Source organism: Paenarthrobacter sp. UW852 (genome assembly GCF_024608385.1).
Taxonomy (GTDB): Bacteria; Actinomycetota; Actinomycetes; order Actinomycetales; family Micrococcaceae; genus Arthrobacter.
Genome location: NZ_JAMSGY010000011.1, coordinates 100,373 through 122,754 on the forward strand (window position 1 = coordinate 100,373; position 22,382 = coordinate 122,754).

Genomic DNA, 22,382 nt, shown 5'->3' on the forward strand with positions numbered 1-22,382 from the left:
CGTTGTTGTCGTGTCGTGTCGTGTCTGTGCGGGTGTCCCGCCGGTCAGCCGCTGTGGCTGGGTCCAGGGCTGGCGGTCTCGGCCGGTGAAGCAGAGGCAGGCGGCCTCTGCGCGACAAGCTGGTCCCGCGTCCGGCCCGAGGCCCGGTACGCTTCGAACGAGGCGACCGTGCCGTCCTGTCCGGTGGCGAAGGTGAAGACCACGTACTCACTTTTGGCCGTGGACTTGCCGTCGACGGAGACCGGGTCCAGGCGCGCCACTCTGATGTAGGAGTAGTCCAGGCCCTTCACCGCGGCAACGTCGACGTCGAAGTCGGCCAGCTGGTACGCCGTCCCCGCGCCCTTTCCGGCACCGGTCGCTGCCATCCATTCCGGGATGAACTCGGTGAGGATCCGGGACGAGGTCCCGAGAAACGCGTACCGGGCATCGAGGGCGGCCTGCGTCTCCTTAACGGTCCGCGAGGCAGCCGAGGAATCCGTCAGGCTCAGCAGCACCGAGCGCGCTGCGGCCCGGTCCCGGTCGGCCCGCTCGGCATCCATCCCCGGCAGGGCAGCCAGCAACCGGGCGTGCTCGGTCTCAAGTGCCGCCTGCGCGTCCTCCTGCTTGCCCTGGAGCTGGACGATGAGCAGGTCGGCCTTGGCGTCGGCGTCCGCCGAACCGTCGGCCAGCAGTGCCAGGGCCAGAGAGAGCAGCGACAGCGCCAGCAGCGTTCCGGTGCTGCAGGCCAGGACCTTCCCGGCCCTCGCGCGCACCCAGTCCTTCACGTCCTCGATCACGGTGCCTTCACCTCCTGCCGCAGGGCCTCGCCCGTGGTCGTCGTTCCGGTCTGGACCCCGGAGAAGCTCTTGCGGGTCATGTCGTAGTCAGCCCGGGCCCAGGCCAGTACCGCCGGGGCCTGCCTGGCCGCCGGGCGGGTCTGCACCGCCAACCAGGTGACCCGGATCGTGCCGTCCACCTCGACCGAGTAAGGGCGCTGGGCGACCCACTTGAAGCCGGAGTCGAAGCTCATCGGAATCTCGTTGCCCGCGGCGACGTCCTTGTCGGAGGCCAGCAGGTACCAGGGTTGGAGCGTGGCCTGCCCGACGTCGGGGGCGAAGTGCGGGGTGAGGTTCCGGCGCGTCGGCTCGGCGGCAGCCTGGTCCAGCGTCCCGCCCGAGTCCGCCACCGAGGGTGTCAGGTGGCGGTACTCGTTCTGCAACCGGGCGATCTGTTCCGCAGCTCCCTGTGCGGTGACCAGGGCGCGGTCAGCGTCCTTGGCCTCCGGGAGGGCGTCGGTGCGCACCTCGGCGGTGCGGATCTGCTCGCGAAGGGAGACGATCTGCTGAGCCTTGTCGTGGCTGACGGTGGCCTCGCCACCAGAGAGACCTGCGCCGGCCAGGAAGCAGAGCAGCGCAGCTGCCCCCATGCACACCCCGCCGATGGCCGCCCGGCGGCTCATCAGTGCACCCGGGACATTTCCGTCCCCAGTGGGGTCGGCGTCGCCCGGTGCCGCACCGGCGTCCGGCGCGGCCACGAAGCGGGTCTTGCGGACAGGCTTGTCAGCCTGCACACCCGACTCGCCGATCTTTGTCGATGCCATTGCCCCTCAACTCGCTCTTCGTCTCGAATACCAGTACAACTCTATCAAGAAGATGAGTCGAAAGGGAGTCGGATCATCTGGAATGACGAGTCGAACCGCCAGTGGGAATGGCGGACAGACCAGAGACCTTCCCTTGCGCGTCGACGGTGAGGTACACCAGCACGGTCCGGTACGACTTGACCCGATCCGGTGCCACCTTGTTCTGGGACACCGCATCGGAGGTAGCCGCCACCTCGACCTGCACGGCATACGTGTACTCGTCCGCGGTGACCTTCACGACCTCGAGGTCCGCGTCGGCATTGACCGCCGAGTTCAGCCCTTGGGTGTCGATGTAGTAGTAGCGCTTGCCCGAAGCGTCTTCGTTGAAGCGCGCCGGCGGCATGAACTGCTTCAGGAACTGCTCGTCCTCGGACAGGTGGTAGCGCTCTTTCAGGTCCCGGCGAGCGGCCTCGTAGGCCTGGCCGGAGTCCCAGGTGAATGCCGTCTTCACCAGGCGGTCCACGATCTGCGTGTCGTCGTGGATCCGGCTCTGGCTCACGCCGAGCGACTGCATGACATCCTGCTCGACCTGCTCGGACTTCGCGGTCCCGACCGAGGCAAGCTGACCCTGAAGGCCCGTGATCGTCTGCTGCTGCTGATCCAGTGCGCTGCGCTGGGACCCCCATGTCAGGCCGGTCACCGTCACGGCGGTAACCAGCAGTACCGCGACCCCGACCACCAGAGCGTTGCGCCGCATGAAGCCCTGTCCCGGCGCTGCCGTTTCGTCCGTGCCGTCAACCTGCTGCTCCTGCACCATCAGCCCTCTCCGCTTCCGTTGCCCGTCGTCGATGCACCCTGCTGGTGCTCCGCGCCGGCGGCGGTCACCACGACCTTGAGATCGGCGAAAGTCCCGGCCTTCCCGTCGTAGGAGTAGGCCGCGTTCGCCCACGCCAGCACCTGTCCACCCGCGGTGTCCCGGCACAGCCAGATCACCCGCGCCGTGCGCGTGGTGCCCGTGGCGTCCTGGGTGGCGAGGTCCGGCATCACCGACTCGACCGACCAGGCGTATGCTCCGGGCGAGGAAGCCTTCAAACCCTCGTAGCGCACATACCAGGGGAACCGCGGGTCGATCTGCGTGCTCGGGTCGAACGGCGTCACAGAGGTCCAGGAGTAGGCCCCCTTCTCGTCGGCCAGGAACGAGCGCGGGCTGAACAGGGGTGCCAGCGTCCGGCGGTGCTCGGCGATCTGCAGTGTCGCCGCGTTCGGCGTACCGTTGCCCGCATTGGGCTGTGTCGCCGCCTCGTGGTGCAGCTGCGCGAAGCGCTGCTGGGCCTCCGCGACCTTCTGGGCGTCCTTTGCGGCTGCCTCCATCAGCCGCGTCATCTTTCCGGTCAGATCCGGGTCGACCGGAGTGCTCCTGGCATCCTCGATCTGGACCTGGAGCGCGGAGATCCGGTCGGCGTTGGCCGCGTGCTCCGCCTCGAATCCCTTGCCGCTCACTCCCGCGGCCGCCGCGAGCCCGAGGATCGCCACGCCCATCGCGGCGCTCAAGACCAGGCGCGTCCGCCGCGCCGAGTCCTCCGGAGTGCGTGCCTGCCGCTCTCCTCGCCGGTCGGAGCGCCAGCCCTCGAAGCGGGCCTCGAGTTCGACCCCGCTGACCCGCCTGCGGGTGGCGGGGGCCTTCAGCTTCTTCGGCGCGCCGTCCTCGTCCTCGACCGTGTCCCCGGCCCTGCCACGCGCATCATCGTCCGCACTCGTCACGATGCCCGCCCTTTCTCGCGTTGTCCTCATATATGACTCCCAAGTCTATCTGCAATGGTCATTCAATAACGAGTCTGCCCCATTCGACAGGTTACTGCGCACGGATCGGGACGCAGAAAGGGCCGGTGCCCGGATCGTCCGGACACCGGCCCTGCTTCCGCCGGCTACGCCGGCAGGTTGCCGCCCGTGGTGATGAGGTCCGTGACGTCGACGAACACCCACCCCTCGGACTTCATCCGCTCCGCACTGTCAACGCGAACGCGGCCCATGAACGCGCAGTAGCCGGCCTCACCGAGGATGACCTTGTCGCCCTGCACGCCCAGCACCACGAGGGTGTGGCCCGCGGACCCCGTACCCGGCCCGGAACCGACCGAGTAGGCCGTCGGCGTACTCGAGACCTGCTTGCCCGTCATGGACGCGATCGCGTGGGCTGTCTGGATGCCGTCGCCCGGCGGGTACTGCTGGAACGAGGTGTACTTGTTCATGAAGTAGACCGAGAACGACACGCAGTTCATGGCGTGGTTGTCGCCGCAGGAGCCCGGTCCGCCAGCGCCGTACTTGTCGTCCAGGAACTTGTCGCCCTCCTGGTTGTACAGGTCGATCAGCTGCCGGGCCTGCTCCTCGTTCATGCCGCCGTCGACGAGGCTGCCCGGGCGCACCTTGGTGTCGCTGTCGCAGTTGCCGAAGATGGAGCGGAGCCCGCTGCCGACCGTGTCGACAATGCCGCCCACGATGTCCTGGACCCCGCCCACGACCGAGGTGTCGACGGTCCAGCCGCTCATCTTGCCGAACCACATCTCGGCGTCGGCCTTACGCTCCTGCAGCTGTGAGGCGTTGTCGGCCGAGCGCTCCCACTTGTCGTGGAAGTGCAGTGCAGCAGCAGAGGGAGAGCCCTGCGAGGTCTTGATCATGTCCTTGAACACGGCCACGTCCCCCGGGCTGTCGCCCTCCGCCATGAATGCCAGCTGGGCCTTGATGGTGTACCAGTCCAGGTTCTTGGACTTGGCATAGTCCATGAGCATCGTGGTTCGCCCGTTCGACCACTGGCCCAGACCGATGCCGCCGTGCGACTGGCCGGGAATGTGTGTGAAGTTCCCGTCCCACGCGGTCTGCTTGCGCGGGCCGATCTGGTAGGGCTCGTTGTAGATGCCCTCCACGCTGGTGGGGTCCACGCCCGACTCCTGCGACCAGTTGCCCAGGATGCCCGCGATGTTCTCCTCGGGCATGCCCCAGGTCTTCAGCACGGAGTAGACCGCCCGGGCGTTCGCCTCGGTGTTCGCCGGGACGTCAGCGCCGGGGCCGTTGCGGCTGACGTTGACAATGCAGTTAGTCATGGTCGAGCCGCGGCCGCCATCGAGGCCGGCCTGGTCGAGCACACCCGTGAGGACCGTGCTGAGCACAGCCACCGCGGCAACGGTCGCAGCCACCCCGGATGCGGCCGTGGCCACCGGGGCGACGGTGGCCGTCACGGTGACCCCGAACACGGCTCCTGCCGCCTTGCCGACCAGCCCGCCCAGTGCGATGAACGGCGCTGCGATCGTGTGCCCGACCGCCTTGGCAATCCCGAGGATGAAACCCCAGATCATGCTGGCCGCGTTGGCGGCCATCGCGAGCATCGCGAAGAACATGGTCTTGAGCCACTTCAGGAAGGCCATGACCATGAGAAGCCCCGCAGCCGGGGGAGCGGCCGCCGCGGTGCCGCCGACGGCGACACCCTTAGCGGTCTTGGACAGCAGCTGGCCGTCCTTCTCCTTCTGCGAGGTCCGCTCGTAGCCGGTGCCCCCGGCACCAAGCCGCTTGTCGGCAGGCTCGGCGTCCGGACCTCCGCCGGTGACCTTGGACGCACCGTCGACAACATCCTTGCCGGTCTCCAGGCCCACATTCTTGGCAGCGCCGACCGCTGCCCCGGGCAGCGCGCCGACACCGCCGGCGGCGGCTCCGGCCTGGGCCCCGGCGACAGCTCCCGAGGCAGCCGCTCCCGCGTACCGGCCGGCACCGCGGCGGACCGCGCTGCTGCCGTCGCCCTCGACCGCCTTGCGGGCAGCTCCCCCGGCCGCCCCGGCGGCGACACCGTCAAGGCTCTTGGCAGCCTTGGCAGCCTTGGCAGCCTTGGCAGCCTTGGCAGCCTTGCTGGTCTTGCTGGCTGTGTCGGCCGCACCTGCGGCCTTGCCAGCGGCAGCCCCTGCGTCCGGGGCCGGTGCGGTTCCCAGGTGCTTCGACCCGCGGCCCGCAGGCGTCGGGTCCACGGGCTGCGGCGCGGGGGAGGCCCCCGGGGTTTTCGGCAGGCCCTTGGCTGCATCCCCGGACGGGGAAGGAGCGGAGGCCGCTCCGGTACGGGGCCCGGCGCGGCGTTCGCCGGACCCCTCACGACGAGGGGGCTGCGACTCCTCCTTCGCACCCCCGTCGGCGGACCTGCGGTCCCCGCGGGGCGACGCAGCGCGCCGGGCCGGGTCATCCCGCCGCGTCGGCTTGTCGATGGCCATAAGCTTGTCCTTTCCGGCTCGATGCCTGGGTGGTGACTGCCCGCTCCGTGGAGCGCGCTCAGTGATAGACGGTCAGGAAGTCCCCGGCCGAGTTCGCAGTGCTGTTGGACTGCACATCGCGCAGCTTCACGTCCAGGCCGAGCAGCTCGAGCAGAAGCCCGGACTGGTACTCCGACTTGGCCTTGCCGTAGTCCTGGTAGGCCTGGGAGAGGTTGTTCATCACGTTCGTGAGCGGGCGCATCGTCACATCGGAGGACCGGTAGTCCTTCTTCAGGTCGGTGCCGTCGGAGAGGACCCACTTCATGTCGGAGACCTGCTGGCTCGTGCTGTCGCTGCCCTCGGCGCGCTTGTCGGCGAGGAACTGCACATAGCCCTTCCCGGCGGGCACGAGCGTGTCGAGGTAGCCGTCATAGACGTTGCCCGCGCGCCAGTTGAAGTCGAATCCGCCGGGCACGACATGGCCCGTCTTCAGCTCGAGCGTCGCCTTCCCGTCCTTGGCCTCGGCCGCCGAGGCACCAGCCACCTGATCACCTGCGATGGAGGTCGGAACGGCCGGCGGACGGAGGAAAAGCCCATCGACCTTGGTGGTCGCCAGGTCGGAGGTGTACGACTCGACCTGCTTCAGGCTCGTGCGCATCGCGAGCAGCTTCTGGTCGAGCTTGTCCCGCGTCTGCTGCTCCTGGGTCTTCAGCACGACGTCGTAATAGGCCCGGGCCGGGTCGAAGCTGGCCGCGTCCAGGGCCGGGATGTCGATGGTGCCCGACGCACCCGGGTTGATGATCACGCGCCACTGGTCGTACTTCTTGAAGCTCGAGTCGCCCACGACCTGGTCATCCCTGCTCTGCTGCCGCTCGTCGTAGGTCAGCTCGGCGTTCGCGCGCACGGTCAGGTTGAGCACCTGCCGGTCGAAGGGCCGGTCCGCGTCCAGGAGGACCCCGACGTAACCGGTCGAGCCGAAGACGTGGAAGGTGCCCCTGATTCCGCTGGTGCTGACCTTTTCGGTCTGCAGCTTGTCGTTGGTGCCCAGCAGGAAGGCCTGGTAGTCCGCCGCGTTGTACGAGATCGCCGCGCTGGCGGGGAAGTGCATCATGACCAGTGCCCTGTTGCCGGTGTGATTGGTGTAGACCCCGTCGACCGTGCCCTTGAGCTGGGTCTTCGAGGAGGTGAACTCGGTGTTGTAGAGCGCGGTGTGCGACACCGCGTCGCTGCCCGCCTTGAAGGCGGCGGCACCCGAGCCGGCCACCACGACCAGCCCCATCACAGCGAAGATGCCGAAGAACACCCCGAAGCGCTCGATTGCGTGGTGCGAGTCGAGCTTGAACCGCTTGCCGAAGGCCAGCGCCTTGTCCTTGATCCCCATGTCCGTTCCCGTTCGTCCTGTTCCTTGCTCTGCCTGTCCTGCTCGTCGTCAGCGCCGTCGTCCGACCCCGGAAACGACGCACCGGGCCGGTTGAGGCCTGGTGACCTCAACCGACCCGGTGCGGTCCGTCGACGCTTTGTGTGCCCGGCCGTTGATTCCTGCCGCGCCGGGCTTAGCCCAGGACGCCGCTGGTCAGTACGTGGCTGACCGTCTGCACGAGGACCGAGCCGCCGCCGAGGTCCTCGAGGGTCTTCTGGCCGCCGGAGCCGATGGTGTTGATCAGCGACCACCCGCCGGTGCCGAGCGCGCCGCCGACCAGGATGAGCAGGGCGATGGTGCCCCAGCCCTGCTGCTGGCCCGCGGACTGCGGGGTAGCCATCAGCTTCTTGATCAGGAGCACGCCGCCCCAGACCAGTCCGACCGCACCCAGGAGCATGAGCAGCAGCCCGCCCCAGAGCTGGATCTGGGACTTCGCGTTCTCCAGGAAGCTCGTCAGGTCCCACGCCGCGGTGGGCAGGGCGACCCGCTCGAATGCCGCCTCGTAAATCTTCGTCATGGTTCTTTCCTCTCGCCTATCGAATGGTCGCTTGCATGACATGTGTCACGAGGCGACTGGCATAACCGATTCGCCTAGACAGAGCACTGCGCCCTATCAATGGTCTCTCCCGATGCGACGTGACTCCCCGTTGAGCGAAATGCCTGCAATCATGCGGCCGACCCCTCTCTAGGGACTCGTATACGTGCACATCTTCAGTGACCAATCTACATCATTCGAGTCATCAGTCATAGTCGTATCAGTGACGAGTCGGATACGAGACCGGAATGTGCTCGAAGACCAGCGCAAACGAGGTGTCGGCGGTAGGACTGACGTTCTGCTCAAAAACGTGTAGATTTCACATGACGGGGCGCGCGGTGTGCGGCTCCGGCACGGCTCGGCATACGCTTCTTGCTGAGCCCTTCGCGCCCATGTACCCGACCAGGAGCCCAAACCAGATGAACGCCTTGCCCGGAGACCTCTTCGCCCGCCGACTGCGACAGGAGAGGGAACGCCTGGGCATCAGCCAGGCTGAGCTGGCCCGCAGGATTGCCGAGATCCTCGGAACGAACGTCGACCCTTCGGCGGTGACCCGGATAGAGCAGCAAATCCGCGCCGTCCGCCTGGACGAGGCGGTCGCCGCCTCCAAGGCCCTGGACGTCCCCCTGGCGATCCTGGTCGCCGAGGATCCGGAGGCAGAGAGCGAGGCCCAGCTGCAGCAGTACCTCGCCGACCTCGCAGCGGCCCAGCGCGAGTGGGAGAAGAACAGGCTGGAGGTGCTGCGGCTCTCCAAGGCCATTCAAGTGCTCGGCGGCGGCGCTCAACTCAAAGGTGTCGTCGACTTCCGCCTCCTGGAAAGCATCGACGCCCGCGTCCCGGTCGAGGAGGACGACCAGCACGGGCACCGGGTTGCCCCCGGCATCGAGGGGTCTACAACCCCAGACGCATGACGCTGTTGCGTGCCGCAGGATTGAACTCGCGGTCGTAGACGTCTACCGTCGCTGCCCGGCTCCACCGGCCAGCGCGCATGATCTCCTCCGTGCTCGCACCGTTGCGCCGCGCCTGGGTTACGTGCCCGGCCCGCAGTGAGTGGAAGCCGTAGGCAGCAGGGTTCATCCCGGCCTCGACCATGCGCGAGAGCAGCATCGTGTGCAGCGCGTCGCCGCTCACCGCCCGTGCATGGATCCGGGCGTCCTTCCTGTTGCGGTACGTTGCCCGGAGCAGGGGCGCGCCCGAGGCCAGGTCGGCGCTGCTGATGAGCGCCGTTGAGCCGGCGGCCCCGCAGACGTGCTCCTCGAGACCGTACGAGAACAGCTGCTGCATGATCCCGCGACGCCGTGTGCGCGCGTCGTCCTGCCGGGCGAGCCCGAGCAGCACGACCCAACGGTGCACCGCACACGGGGGACAGGATGCCGGCGAGCTCCCGAACGGCAGCACGACCACGTCCGGCAGCGCGTTCTCCGGGTCGGCCTTCGAGGCCCCCACATGAACGTGGACACCATCGACCGGGTGCAGCTCGAGCCGGTTCAGCGTCAGGGCCGCCGCCTCGCTCCTGCGCAGGGCCCCTGCGAACCCGAGCCACACCGCCAGGGCGTCCCTGGTGGCTGACACGCCTGCCGGATATGTGTCGTGCTCCATCACCGCGATGATCCGGACCACGTCGTCCAGAAGCAGAGGGCGCTTGCGCCGGGGCCTGGTGGCCCGCAGCTTGGCCAGCCCGCGCACGAGATCCACCACGCCGCGGTGGGCCGTGGGATCCAGAAGCCCGCCGCGCAGGTGCCTCTCGCCGATACCGGCCAGGCGCTGGCGGATCGTCGCGACGGAGAACCGGGGGAGCCCGTCGTCATCGAGCTGCGTGGACATCCAGGCGACGTACCAGCGCACGGTCTCCGGATGCGCAGGCAGCGCGTCCAGTCCGTGGCCGGTACAGAAGTCATCAAAGGCACGCCACGCCGTGGCATAGGCGCGCCGGGTGGCAGCAGACAGCGTGTGTCCTTCCAAAGACCGCGAAATTTCTTCGAGCTCGCGCAGCTCGTCGTCCACCTCCGGTTCAGGTGGGACGGTGGGAGCGCTGAGCGCTGCGAGCCTCACCTGTACTGCCATGACTCCAGTCTCGACTCACTGGCCGGAGAATCCAAGTCGCAATGGTCTGTCAGTGGCGATTCCCCATACCCGCGATCGACGGGCGGCTTCGAACCGGGTCTCTGGTAAGTGCGCTTATCGGGGCATGGAGAAGCACTGCCGTCGCGTGACGCGGTGAGGGAAAACAACCGCATCCTGATCCCCGATAAGATCACGAGGAGGTAGTGCGCTCAAGCGCTGCCATGGCTCATTGGGGGAAGAGGAACCGTGGCCGAGGAACGTCTGAGCCAGCCGGAGGCACCGGGGCAGCAGATCAAGCTGCGCACCCTTGCCCCTGAATTCGAACCGAGCCAGCACGGGATATACGTGCGGCACCTTGAGGAGGCGGTCCTCGACAAGAGGAACCGCAACATCGCCCTGACCGGCCGCTACGGAGCCGGCAAGTCCAGCGTGCTGGATGACTTTCAGAAGAAGCACCACAAAGACACTGTCCGCATCAGTATCAACACCCTTGGCCCGGATAAAGACGACGAGGACCTGACCAACCGGATCCAGAAGGAACTGGTCAAGCAACTCGTCTACCGGCTGACACCAGGGAAGATCCGTCGATCCAGGTTCGCCCGGCCCAAACCCGTGACCAAGGGCCGTGCGTTCCTTCATGCCCTCTTTATCAGCGTGGTGGGCCTGGGGCTTCTCTGGGTGCTGGGGGTGCGTTCCGGACCCGGCTGGCCGGACGCCGCAGCTGACTTGCCCGGGTACCTCGTGCGGGCGGGAATGCTTTTCAGTCTTGTCCTGGCGTCCCTGTGGGCGGCCCGATGGATCATCGGCGACCGGATCGTTTCGGAGGTCACGACTGCCGGCACGAAAATCGCCCTGGGCGAAGGCCCGACCACCTATTTCGACAGCTTTCTCGACGAGATCGTTGCCTTCTTTGACACCGTCAAGCCGAGGTTCGTGATCTTCGAAGATCTAGACCGCTTCGAGGATCCGCAGATCTTCGACTCGCTGCGGGAACTGAACACCCTCATCAATGCTTCCGCGAACTGGCCGGCCAGTGACGAGCCTCTGCGGTTCATCTACGCCATCAAGGACAGCCTGTTCGAGCAGCTCGGAAAGGAGCCGGAATCCAAGGACGGAGAAGGAAAGTCCAAGGACGGCGAGGCTAAAGCCAGTGACGGCCAGGACAGCCCCACGGCCAGCGCGAAGCCCCGGCTCGACATTGCTGCAGAGGCGGTCCGGCGGGCGAACCGGACCAAGTTTTTCGAAATCGTCGTTCCCATGGTGCCGTTCATCTCGCACCGCAACGCCCGTGACCTCCTCGCCGAGGAGCTGGAAAAACTTGGTCTTGCCAAGAACGTCGTGTCGCGCCCTCTTCTGGACCTGATCGCACGGCACACCACCGACATGCGCCTGATGAAGAACATCTGCAACGAGTTCGTGGTGTTCGCCGAGCACCTCCTGTGGACGAAGACCCCCGCGCCGGGCATGACGGTGGACCACCTCTTCGCACTCGTCGCGTACAAGAACTTCCACCTCGCCGACTTCGAGGCCATCTCCCAGCGCACCAGCACGCTCGATGAGCTCGAACGGCTCCATCGCGACGAGGTCAGGACACTTATCGAGGGTCTGCAGGAGCAGCGGCGCAAGCGGATGAGGACCGAGGAACAGCGCGAGCGGAAAGAGGAGACTGCGCTGGAGCTGGGGCAAAGGCTCCGCCACATCAAGGATCTTTTCCCTCCGTCAAACGGCTGGCAGTACATCTATGTCAAGGTTGATGACCAGAATTACGCGTTCGACGCGGTTGACACAGTGGCGTTCTGGGAGCGCGTCGCCAAGTCGAAGTCCTTCTCCATGGTCCAGAGGAATACCTCAACCCTCGTGACGCCCTCTGCGGAACAGATCAGCCGCGTTTTCCCAGAGGTCATGAATTCCGCGCAATGGTTGGATCCTGATCCCGTTGAGCTTGCCCGCCTGATCCAGCGGTACGACCAGGACATCGCGACGTTGCGAGGAGCGGACTTTGCCGGACTGGCCCGCTACGAACGCGTACCGAAGGGAAGAGCCGGGTTCGACCAGCGCATCACCGACGTGCTTGAGTCGGGGCTGGCGCGCGATCTCGTGCGGCGGGGTTTCATCACGCGCAACTACGCCGAATACTCCGCGATCTTCTACGGCAGCTTCGTCGGAGTCGATGTTGCCTTCTTCTACAACCACAGCGTCCAGCCGAACGAGATGTACCTCGACCACGAGTTCACCTCTGAGAACGCCATAAGTAATCTGCTCGAACAGGTCCCGGCCGACTTTACGAGCAGCGTGAGCGCACTCAACCTCCAAGTCGCGTCATACTTGCTCAAAGAAAAGCCCGAAGACGCGAAGCAACTTGTCGCGTACGTCGTCACGCACGACAGCAAGGACGTCCAGGTATTCCTGGATGCCTTCCTCAACGCACCTAACGCCCCGCGCGAGCTCCTCGTCCAACAGCTGACGAAACACCCGTGGCTTGACATCTTCGAGTACGTCGCGAACCACCCCGGCATTCCGGACGAAGAGACGCGGCTGAAGCTGTTCGACGCGGCGCTCATGAACGCGCTGCATGCCGACGCCTACGAGATCGGCGAGTCCTCCCGGGCGCTGCTCGAGTCTTCCTATCCACGGCTCACCGCCGTCCGCGAGAGTCTGACCGCACCTCAGACTGAGCGGGTCTTCGAAATCCTCGAGACGGTGGAGCTGCTGGTCACGGACCTTGGCGATCTGAGCGCGCCGCTCCGGGACCGCATCGTGGCGGTGCACAGGTACGAGGTCAGCGCGCCAAACCTACAACTGGCACTCGGGATCGACGAAGCCCCGACGCTCGATGAGGTGCGCAAAAAGCCAAGCGTGTGGGAGTTCTGCAAGACACGCATCGACGACTACATCGCCGCGATGGAGGCCGACGGATCGGCCCAGCCGATCGTGCTCATGGAGTCCGTACTGGTCGATGTCATCAACGAGCAGCACGGCTCCTGGACGGAGGACCAACTGCGCGACGTCATCGAGCGGAGCTCAGCTTCCGCCACAATCCAGGAGATCGAGGACGTCCCGGAGCCGACCTGGCCCTTGATCGTGGATGCGGGCCTCATGGCTCCGACGGTCGCCAACGTGTCCGCTTATGCACCGGCTCATGGGGTCGACGAACATCTGTCCGGCCTGCTCGTCCCGGATGGAGCCGATCCGGTCGAACTGCGGGACGTTGAGGAGGTTGCGGACCAGGACCGAGGCGTCCTCGCGGTCCGCGTGCTGAATGCTTCGGCGCACCTGACGGCGCAGGCCCGGGTCCAGCTCGTCAAGCAGCTGAATCCCGAGTCCGCGATTGAGCTCGCTGAGGTGACTCCGAGCCCCGACCAGCTGCTCGCCAGGGCGCTGGAGGGGAAGCTGCTGCCGGATACCTTCGACACCTTCGCTCATTTCGCGAAGTGCGGGTGGGAATCGGTCTCCGAGGCCTTCGCGGTGTCGGAGAATGCCTCGGAGTTCATGACGCCGGCGCTCGTGGCGGGTTTCGTCGGCGAGTTCGTGGAGAGCCCATGGATTCCCGACGAGCTGCGTCGGATGGTGGTCGAGCACCTTGGCGACTATGTGCCCGGCGACGACAAGAAAGCTCTACGCGCCGCCGGACAGTTCGCAATCGCCAACCAGATCTGGCTGCCCCTCGGGGAGATCCGCCGTATCGCTCGTGTTACACAGGACCCGGACGTGGTCCTGCGTCAGCTGACCTACGCTAAAGACACCGACCTGACCGATCTCTCAGGCATCCTTGCGTCGCTCGGCCAGCCATACGACGATCTGTCGGCAGGTCCCGGAATAGAGTTCGACCTCCCCGCAGGATCGTCGAACGAGACTCTGTTCAAACGCCTCGAAGCCGCCGGGAGGATTGAGATTGTTCCGAAGCTCATCCGCGGAAGGAAGGTCCGGAATCTTGTATGAGACCCGGGCCGAGAAGCGCGAGCATGACAATGGGTGACCCGTTGAACCTCGACGAGGTCCGCGAATGGGCCGGACTCTGGTCTCCGGCGGGGCGAAAGACTGGGGTATAGGCCTGGACGCAACGGTGACTGTCGACGATCATCGCCGCGGGCCTCTGAGTCTCGTGTCGAAGGTCGCATGATCACTCGTTGTCGCCGAGACAAGGTGCGTGCATACCCGGGTGAATCCGATCTAAACCGAGTCAGATCGTGTGGGACACCTGTAAGATCGGGACAGACAATGACCAAGGGGCCGCCGTCCGTCCGAGGAGTGCAGTATTGAGCGAACCATGGCTTTCTGCCGACGCGATTGCAGCCCACCTGGGCGTGACCAAGGAGACCGTCTATATCTGGATCGCCGAACGCTCCATGCCGGCCCACAAGGTCGGCAGGCTCTGGAAGTTCCAGACCAGCGAGGTCGACGCCTGGGTCCGCAGCGGCGGGGCCGCGATCTCGGACGAGGGCGATGGCAGTGGAAGACCCTGAGCAGTGTTGGCGGGCGAGAGGCCTGCTCTCGGCGGGGGATACATGTATGAACGTAGAAAGAGTTAGCTGTGGCGCTGAAAAAATCTGACCTGTACTCCTCACTGTGGGGCAGCGCCGATGAGCTGCGTGGATCGATGGACGCCAGCCAGTACAAGGACTACGTCCTCACGCTGCTGTTCGTGAAGTACGTCTCCGACAAGGCGAAGGCAGACAAGTCGGCGCTCATCTACGTCCCCGACGACGGCTCCTTCGACTACCTGATCTCACTCAAAGGCAAACCAGACGTCGGCGAGAAGGTGAACATCGCGATCAGGCGTCTCGCCGAAGAGAACGACCTGCTGGGTGTCATCAACAACGCAAACTTCGACGACCCTGCCAAGCTGGGCTCCGGCAAGGAGCTGCAGGACAAGGTCTCGAACCTGATCGGCATCTTCCAGGACATGGACTTCACCGGCTCCAAAGCCGAAGGGGACGACCTCCTGGGCGACGCCTACGAGTACCTCATGCGGCACTTCGCCACCCAGTCCGGCAAGAGCAAGGGCCAGTTCTACACGCCAGCCGAGGTCTCCCGCGTGATGGCGCAGCTGCTGCAGATCCCGGCAAACACCCCGAAGTCCACTACCGTGTACGACCCGACGTGCGGCTCCGGGTCATTGCTGATCAAGGTCGCCGACGCCGCACCGAACGGGCTGACAATCTACGGCCAGGAGAACGACAACGCCACCTGGGCGCTCGCTCGGATGAACATGATCCTCCACGGCTTGGAGACCCACGACCTGCGCCAGGGCAACACCCTGGCGAATCCGAAGTTCACCTACAACGGCAACCTCCAGACATTCGACTATCTCGTGGCCAACCCGCCGTTCTCCCACAAGACCTGGCGCAACGGCTTCGACTTCTCCTTCGGCCGTTTCGATGGATTCGACACCCCGCCGGACAAGAACGGCGATTACGCCTTCCTCCTACATATAGTCAAGTCGTTGCGGCCGCGAGGCAAGGGTGTCGTCGTCCTCCCGCACGGTGTGCTGTTCCGCGGGAACTCCGAGGCGAGGATCCGCACCGAGCTCATCAAGCGTGGCTACATTAAGGCGATCATCGGTCTGCCGGCGAATCTCTTCTTCGGCACCGGCATCCCCGCCTGCCTGATCGTGCTCGACAAGGAAGACGCCCAGGCGCGCACCGGCATCTTCATGATCGATGCGAGCAAGGGCTTCGCCAAGGACGGCCCCAAGAACCGCCTGCGCCCGCGCGACATGCACAAAATCGTCGATGCCTTCACCATCGGCAAGGAGATCGCGCGCTACTCCCGCATGGTGCCTATCAACGAGATCGCGGATCCGAGGAACGATTACAACCTCAACATCCCGCGCTACATCGACTCTTCCGAGCCCGAGGACATCCAGGACCTCCACGCCCACATGCTCGGCGGCATCCCGAACCGCGACCTCGACGCACTCCAGCCCTACTGGGACGCGTTCCCTAGCCTCCGCAGCGAACTCTTCGCGTCACTGCGTGACGGCTACTCGGAGTTGAAGGTCGAGCCGAGCGAGATTCGGTCGACCGTCGCCGGCTCCGGTGAGTACGAAGCTTTCGACCGCGACATTGCGAACACGGTGCAGCAATGGTGGGCGAGCAAGCGCGGGCTGCTCGAGAAGATCGAACCGAGCACCAAGCCAAACGAGCTCATCCACGACATCTCCGAAGCACTCTTGGAGGCGTTCCGGGCCCGACCCCTGATCGACGAGTACGGCGTCTACGAGCAGCTCATGAGCTACTGGAACGACGTCATGCACGATGACGTCTTCCTGATCGCGAGTGAAGGCTGGACATCGGCGGTGCAGCCGCGCGCTGCACGCATGTGGAAGGACAAGAACAACAAGCCCAAGTACGAAGACGCCCACATCGTGTTCGGCACCGGTGCCAAGGCCAAGCGCTGGGTGATGGACCTTCTCCCGCCCGAGCACGTGATCGCCCGCTACTTCGCATCCGAACAGGCCGATCTCGACCGCCTGACCGAGGCTCGCGACGCAGCAACCCTCGCGATTGCTGAGTACATCGAGGAACACGCTGTCGAGGGTGGGCTGCTGTTCGACTCCGCAGACGACGACGGCAAGCTCACCATCGCTTCAGCGAAGGCCGCGCTGAAGGAACTCAAGTCCGCCAAGGGAGACGTCGACGAGATTGCCGCGCTCACCAAGGTTATTGCGTTGTACGCCGCTGAGAGCAAGGCGAAAGCGGCGCTCAAGGACGCGACCATCGCTCTCGACGAGCAGGCTGTTGCGAAGTACAAGTCGCTGACCGGGGCCGAGGTGCAAGATCTCGTAATCGACGACAAGTGGGGTGCCACGCTGCGGTGGCAGATCAACGGCGAGGTGACTGCCCTCGAGCAGATGTTTATTGCGCGGGTCGGAGTGCTTGCCGGTCGTTATCAAGCGACTGTCCATGACCTTGCGTCGACTGCCGAGGAGTTGAGTGCTCGGGTTGCGCGGCAGCTGGAACTCATGGGAGTCACTCAGTGACCGAGTGGATCCAAGCCAACCTAGGGGAAGTGGCAACACTTCAACGTGGCTTCGACTTGCCTGCTCGACATCGGCGACGGGGGGATGTCCCCATTGTCAGTTCTTCCGGGACAAGCGGCTGGCATGATCGGGCTATGGTCCGAGCGCCGGGGGTCGTCACCGGACGATATGGAACTATCGGTGAAGTATTCTTTCAGCGTACTGAATTCTGGCCCCTGAACACCACGCTTTGGGTTTCTGATTTCCACGGCAATGACGAAGAATTTGTCTATTACCTCCTGCAACGAGTTGATTTTTCAACACATAGTGGCAAAAGCGGAGTTCCTGGCGTAAATCGCAACGATCTTCATTCCGAACCGGTGTCGATCCCTCCGAGCGTTGCTGAGCAGCGCCAAATTGCCGCGGCCCTAAACGACGCCGACGCTCTCGCGGCGTCATTGGAGCGTCTGATCGAGAAGAATCGTGATGTCAAGCAGGGCATGATGCACGAACTCCTGACCGGCCGCACCCGCCTCCCCGGCTTCACCGGCGATTGGGATGTGAGATCAATCGGGAGCTTTGCAGACGTTAAGGCAGGCGGCACACCGTCGACCGCAATTTCTCGATACTGGGGTGGGGATATCCGATGGATGAGTTCGGGAGAGATTCACCAAAAGCAAGTGTGTGAAGTTGCAGGCAGGATCACTGTTGATGGACTTCGTGAATCATCGGCTCACTTGTTCCCGGTCGGAACAGTCCTCATGGCGCTGGCTGGGCAAGGGAAGACTCGTGGAACTGTGGCTGTAACTCGTGTGGAACTTACGACCAATCAATCGCTTGCAGGAATTTTTCCGAGTGGGCAGCATAATTCAAATTTCTTGTACTACAACCTCGATACAAGATATGACGAGCTTCGGGGAGAATCTGCCGGGGACGGTGGTCGTGGTGGTCTGAACCTAGCAATCATTAAAAATCTTGATGTTCATCTACCCCCGATTGATGAGCAACACGCGATCGCGCGCATTCTGACGGACGTTGACACGGAGATTACAGCATTGGAGCGTCGGCTTGAGTCAGCGCGTGCTGTGAAGGTCGGGATGATGCAGGAGCTGTTGACGGGTCGGACCCGCTTGCCAGTCACGGAGGAAGCATGAGCACAGTCGGGCAGAAGGAGCGCGAGACCCAGGAACGGGTGGTCAAGCTCTTCCGGGACAAGCTGGGCTACAGCTACGGCGGGAACCTGAAGAATCAGGACAACCGCAACGTCGACGAAGCCAAGCTCCGCGCCTACCTGCTCGGTCGTGGATACGACGAGGCTCTGGTCTCTCGAGCGGTACATCAGCTCCTGACCGCTGCAGCGTTCAGCGGCGGCTCTTCGTTGTACGACCAGAACCGCAAAGTCTATGAGCTGCTCAGATACGGCGCGAAGGTCAAGGCCGACGTCGACCAGACCACCCAGTCAGTCCACCTGATCGACTGGACCAATCCGGCGATGAACGACTTCGTCGTGGCCGAAGAAGTCACGGTCAAGGGGGAGCACACGAAGCGACCCGACCTCGTGCTCTACGTGAACGGGATCGCGCTCGGTGTGGTGGAGTTGAAGCGCTCGACGGTGAGCGTCGCCAGCGGCATCCGTCAGAACATCGGCAACCAGCGCCACGGTTTCGTCCGCCCGTTCTTCACGACCATCCAGCTGCTGTTCGCCGGCAACGATGTCGAGGGGCTGCATTATGGAGTGATCGAGACCCCGGAGAAGTACTGGTTGCGTTGGAAGGAGGAAGGCGAGAACGCCGAACTTGACCTCGCGATCCGCCAGATGTGCTCCAAGGAGCGCTTGCTAGAGATCATCCACGACTTCATCGTCTACGACGCGGGCGTGAAGAAGTCCCCGCGCCATAACCAGTACTTCGGCGTTAAGGCCTCTCAGGCACGCGTCGCGAAGCGCGAGGGCGGCATCATCTGGCACACCCAGGGGTCGGGCAAGAGCCTGACGATGGTGTGGCTGGCCAAGTGGATCCTGGAGACCCAGCATGATGCCCGCGTCCTCGTGATCACCGACCGCACTGAGCTGGACGAGCAGATCGAGGGCGGCTTCTCCGGCGTTGGGGAGAAGATCGTCCGCACCCAGTCGGGCGCGGACATGCTCGCGATGCTCAACACCTCGAACCCGCGGCTCTTGTGCTCCCTGGTCCACAAGTTCCGCGGCACCGACGAAGAGGCCCGCGACAAGGACGCTGAGGACTTCGCGAAGGAACTCAAGACGAAGATCCCGGACGGGTTCAGGGCCAAAGGTAACATCTTCGTTTTCGTCGACGAGGCCCACCGCACCCAGAGCGGCAAGATGCACCGCATCATGAAGGACCTGCTGCCGGGAGCGATGTTCATCGGATTCACCGGCACGCCGCTCCTGAAGAGCGACAAGAAGACCAGCATAGAGACCTTCGGGTCGTTCATCCACACCTACAAGTTTGACGAAGCCGTCCGTGACGGTGTCGTACTCGACCTGAAGTACGAGGCCCGCAAGGTCGAGCAGGAGCTTCAGGGATCCGCGGCGGTCGACAAGTGGTTCGACGCCAAGACCAGGAACCTCACCGACCTGTCGAAGGCTCGGCTGAAGCAGAAGTGGGGCACGATGCAGAAGGTCTTCTCCTCTGCACCCCGTTCGGCGCAGATCGTCCAGGACATCCTCATGGACATGGAGACCCAGCCGCGGTTGATCAGCGGCCGGGGCAACGCCATGTTGGTGAGCGACTCGGTCTATCAGGCCTGCACCTTCTACGAGGCCTTCGTGAAGAGCGGCTTCAGGGGCAAGGTCGCCATCGTCACCAGCTACAAGCCCAACCCGACCGCGATCTCCAAGGAAGACGCGGGCGAGGGTGACACAGAAGAGCTCCGCAAGTACGAGATCTACCGGCAGATGCTTGCCGACCATTTCGGCGAGCACCCCGACAAGGCCATCGGCCGGGTCGAAGAGTTCGAGACCGATGTCAGGAAGAAGTTCGTCAACGAGCCGGGCCAGATGCGGCTGCTTATCGTGGTTGACAAACTCCTGACCGGTTTCGATGCGCCGAGTGCGACGTACCTGTACATCGACAAGAGAATGCGCGATCACGGCCTCTTCCAAGCGATCTGCCGCGTCAACCGTCTCGACGGCGATGACAAGGCCTACGGGTACATCGTCGACTACCGTGACCTGTTCAAGTCGCTCGACAAGACCGTCATCGACTACACCTCCGAGGCTTTCGGCGAGTACGAGGCCGATGATGTCGACGGGTTGATCAGCGACCGCAACGAGCAGGACCGCAAAGATCTCGAGGAGGCTCTCGACGCCGTCCGTGCTCTGTGCGAGCCGGTCGCTCCGCCCAAGGGCACGCTCGAATATCAGCACTACTTCGTTGCGTCCACACCCGGCGATGCCGACCAGATCAAGGACAACGAACCCAAACGCGTCCTGCTCTACAAGTCCGTTGCCACGCTCGTACGCGCCTTCGGAGCCGTCGCCAGCGACATGGAAGCCGCCGGCTACACGGCGGCCGAGATCGCGATAATCAAGGACGAGGTCGCCCACTACGCCGCCGTCAAGAGCGAGGTCGAGGCCGGAGCCGGCGAGAACATCGACATGAAGCAGTACGAGGCCGGGATGCGCCAGCTGCTCGACACCTACATCAACGCCAAACCCGTCGAACAGGTCGCCGACCTGGAGAAGACCCTGGTCCAGCTGATCGTCGAGCGCGGGCCGGATGCAATCGACACGCTGCCACTTGGTATTAAGGGCAGCAGGGCAGCCACAGCGGAGACGATCATCAACAATGTCCGCAAGACCATCGTGGACGAGCACGCGATGAACCCGCGCTACTACGAGCACATGTCAGAACTTCTCGACGCACTCATCGAGAAGCAGAAGGAAGACGCCGAGGACTACGCGGACTACCTCCGCAAACTCATAGAGCTGACTAAGAAGGTCGGCACCCGGGAAGCAGCAGACGGCAAGACCTACCCGGAATGGGCGAACACACCAGCGCGTCGGGCGATCATGGACTTCGGGTGGCGTCCAGAAGATCTGGCCGTCGACCACGAAGCACTGCATCACCGAATCCAAGCGAGCAAGGAACACGGATGGGCCGACGCCGGTGCCGGCAGGATGAAGGAACGCGCGCTCGCTCGTGAGCTGCGCAAGGAACTCCCAGGCGTCGAAGAGGATTCACTGGCGGAGTTCATCGAACTGTTGAAGAACAATGATGAGTACCGTTAACGCCTACCTCACGGTCGCGGGCCTTGGCGTCGACGTTGTCTACAAAGACATCAAGAATCTGCACATCTCGGTCTATCCGCCGGTGGGCCGGGTGCGGGTCGCCGCGCCGCAGCGGACCACTGAAGACGCTATCCGGCTCGCCGTCGTGCAGCGGCTATCGTGGATCAAGCGTAAGCGGGAGCAGCTCCAGAACGCGGACAGGCAGACTGAGCGCAGGATGGTCTCGGGGGAGACGCACTTCGTATGGGGGCAGCGGTATCTCCTCGACGTCTCCAAGTCGAGCGGTGCGTACGGTGTCGAGATCAAGGGCAACACGCTCTGGGTGATCACTCCACCCGGAACCGACGCCGCCGGGCGGTTCGGGGCACTGGATCGTTGGTACCGGCGTGAGCTGAAGGCCGTCGTGCCCGCGCTGCTGGAGAAGTGGCAGCCGATCCTCGGGATCGAGGCTGACAAGTTCGTCGTGCGCCGGATGAAGACCAAGTGGGGCACCTGCGTCACCACGTCACGGACGATCTGGCTCAACCCGGAGTTGGCCAAGAAGGACCCTCGGTGCCTGGAGTACATCGTCGTCCACGAACTCGTGCACCTCCTGGAACGTGGACATGGGGAGAACTTCGTGGCTTTGATGGACCAGTTCCTGCCCGACTGGCGGGCACGTCGAGACGAGCTGAACGAAGCCCCGCTCGGGCACGAGGAGTGGGGCGAAGACGAACGGGCGTGTTGAAACGGAGCAGCCGCAGGGCCTGATGTAGGTGCTGACTAACGTTTGATCCGGTCATGCTCGTGTTCCGGCGCTAAGCAACCTCCTTCGCGGCCCGCAGCGCCAACCCCTACGCCGTCGAAGGACGAACTGAGAGGGCCGCAGACCAGCGATACTGCTTGAACCGCATGAGTGGTGGTGAACCGCCGTTGACTGTGATGCTTGGAAGCCACCTGCCGCGCAACCGTTCGCACGGGCTCGCTGCGGTTCCGCTGTCGCCGGAGGACTACGACCTAGAGTGGGACAAAGTCAGCCTTGCGATTTCGCAAGCAAGAACCTCTCAGAATCCGAGCCTCGTAGGAACGCTCGCGGGCCTCGGCATGACAATCTATGCGGCCCAAGGGTTTGAGGGTCCGCCGTTCCTTTGGTCGAGGAGAGACGCGGCCGCTGGCGCTGCCGCCCGCGGCGAGCTGACCGTCGAGGAATATGCAGCGTTTCTGAAGCTGATGGGCGAAAAGGGCATTTGGCCGGAAAGCTGAGCGCGACGGGCTGAGGCCTCCACCGACGCGGATCAATCGCAGGTCTGCCGCACCAGCACCTGCCGTCCTTGTGCTCCTGCATGACAAGGACCCGTTCCTCTCCGAGCAAAATGATGTCTTCGTAGCT

At 64.3% G+C, this 22,382-nt stretch carries 16 protein-coding genes; 8 read left to right on the forward strand and 8 right to left on the reverse strand.

Annotation, left to right across the window (positions count from 1 at the left end; all coding sequences use genetic code 11):
* Window positions 1-44 precede the first annotated feature (44 nt).
* From NEK97_RS17605 to NEK97_RS17635, 7 genes are all read right to left on the reverse strand, one after another.
* Window positions 45-776, reverse strand: a complete 732-nt coding sequence (locus tag NEK97_RS17605) for a hypothetical protein (RefSeq protein ID WP_257371048.1) — start codon at window positions 774-776, stop codon at window positions 45-47.
* Entirely contained in the window at window positions 773-1,579 is an 807-nt protein-coding gene (locus NEK97_RS17610) for a hypothetical protein (protein WP_257371049.1), read from the reverse strand. The genes NEK97_RS17605 and NEK97_RS17610 overlap by 4 nt, the downstream gene beginning before the upstream one ends.
* A 73-nt stretch (window positions 1,580-1,652) precedes the next feature.
* Window positions 1,653-2,375 (reverse strand): hypothetical protein, encoded by a 723-nt coding sequence (locus NEK97_RS17615; protein ID WP_257371050.1) that lies wholly within the window; start codon window positions 2,373-2,375, stop codon window positions 1,653-1,655.
* The gene (locus NEK97_RS17620) at window positions 2,375-3,319 is read right to left on the reverse strand and encodes a hypothetical protein (protein WP_257371051.1); all 945 of its coding nucleotides are present in this window, start codon (window positions 3,317-3,319) and stop codon (window positions 2,375-2,377) included. The genes NEK97_RS17615 and NEK97_RS17620 overlap by 1 nt, the downstream gene beginning before the upstream one ends.
* Before the next feature lie 164 nt (window positions 3,320-3,483).
* A complete protein-coding gene (locus NEK97_RS17625; protein WP_257371052.1) occupies window positions 3,484-5,802 on the reverse strand; it encodes a phage tail tip lysozyme in 2,319 nt (772 codons plus the stop codon).
* A gap of 58 nt (window positions 5,803-5,860) precedes the next feature.
* Entirely contained in the window at window positions 5,861-7,162 is a 1,302-nt protein-coding gene (locus NEK97_RS17630) for a hypothetical protein (RefSeq protein WP_257371053.1), read from the reverse strand.
* 172 nt (window positions 7,163-7,334) lie between these two features.
* Complete coding sequence (locus NEK97_RS17635) at window positions 7,335-7,718, reverse strand: hypothetical protein (protein ID WP_071416501.1); 384 nt, start codon at window positions 7,716-7,718, stop codon at window positions 7,335-7,337.
* A gap of 437 nt (window positions 7,719-8,155) precedes the next feature.
* On the opposite strand from NEK97_RS17635, the gene NEK97_RS17640 reads away from it, so the two are divergent.
* Complete coding sequence (locus NEK97_RS17640; protein ID WP_142938930.1) at window positions 8,156-8,647, forward strand: helix-turn-helix domain-containing protein; 492 nt, start codon at window positions 8,156-8,158, stop codon at window positions 8,645-8,647.
* Here NEK97_RS17640 and NEK97_RS17645 read toward each other — a convergent pair.
* A complete protein-coding gene (locus tag NEK97_RS17645; protein WP_257371054.1) occupies window positions 8,628-9,800 on the reverse strand; it encodes a hypothetical protein in 1,173 nt (390 codons plus the stop codon). The two genes, NEK97_RS17640 and NEK97_RS17645, sit on opposite strands and share 20 nt — an antisense overlap.
* Window positions 9,801-10,046: 246 nt before the next feature.
* Here NEK97_RS17645 and NEK97_RS17650 point away from each other — a divergent pair, with 246 nt between their 5' ends.
* From NEK97_RS17650 to NEK97_RS17680, 7 genes are all read left to right on the forward strand, one after another.
* Window positions 10,047-13,739 carry a hypothetical protein gene (locus NEK97_RS17650; RefSeq protein WP_257371055.1) on the forward strand — a complete coding sequence of 1,231 codons (3,693 nt, stop codon included), beginning with the start codon at window positions 10,047-10,049 and terminating at the stop codon, window positions 13,737-13,739.
* A gap of 317 nt (window positions 13,740-14,056) precedes the next feature.
* Complete coding sequence (locus NEK97_RS17655; RefSeq protein WP_257371056.1) at window positions 14,057-14,263, forward strand: helix-turn-helix domain-containing protein; 207 nt, start codon at window positions 14,057-14,059, stop codon at window positions 14,261-14,263.
* A 68-nt stretch (window positions 14,264-14,331) separates the two neighbouring features.
* Window positions 14,332-16,782 (forward strand): class I SAM-dependent DNA methyltransferase, encoded by a 2,451-nt coding sequence (locus NEK97_RS17660; RefSeq protein WP_257371057.1) that lies wholly within the window; start codon window positions 14,332-14,334, stop codon window positions 16,780-16,782.
* Window positions 16,779-17,915, forward strand: coding sequence for a restriction endonuclease subunit S (locus NEK97_RS19920; RefSeq protein ID WP_257371058.1), 1,137 nt, complete (start codon window positions 16,779-16,781; stop codon window positions 17,913-17,915). Before NEK97_RS17660 ends, NEK97_RS19920 begins: the two co-directional genes overlap by 4 nt.
* Window positions 17,912-21,013, forward strand: a complete 3,102-nt coding sequence (locus NEK97_RS17670; protein ID WP_257371059.1) for a type I restriction endonuclease subunit R — start codon at window positions 17,912-17,914, stop codon at window positions 21,011-21,013. The genes NEK97_RS19920 and NEK97_RS17670 overlap by 4 nt, the downstream gene beginning before the upstream one ends.
* Window positions 21,000-21,740 (forward strand): M48 family metallopeptidase, encoded by a 741-nt coding sequence (locus NEK97_RS17675; protein ID WP_171619666.1) that lies wholly within the window; start codon window positions 21,000-21,002, stop codon window positions 21,738-21,740. The genes NEK97_RS17670 and NEK97_RS17675 overlap by 14 nt, the downstream gene beginning before the upstream one ends.
* Window positions 21,741-21,895: 155 nt before the next feature.
* A complete protein-coding gene (locus NEK97_RS17680; protein WP_171619668.1) occupies window positions 21,896-22,255 on the forward strand; it encodes a hypothetical protein in 360 nt (119 codons plus the stop codon).
* The last annotated feature ends 127 nt before the right edge of the window (window positions 22,256-22,382 follow it).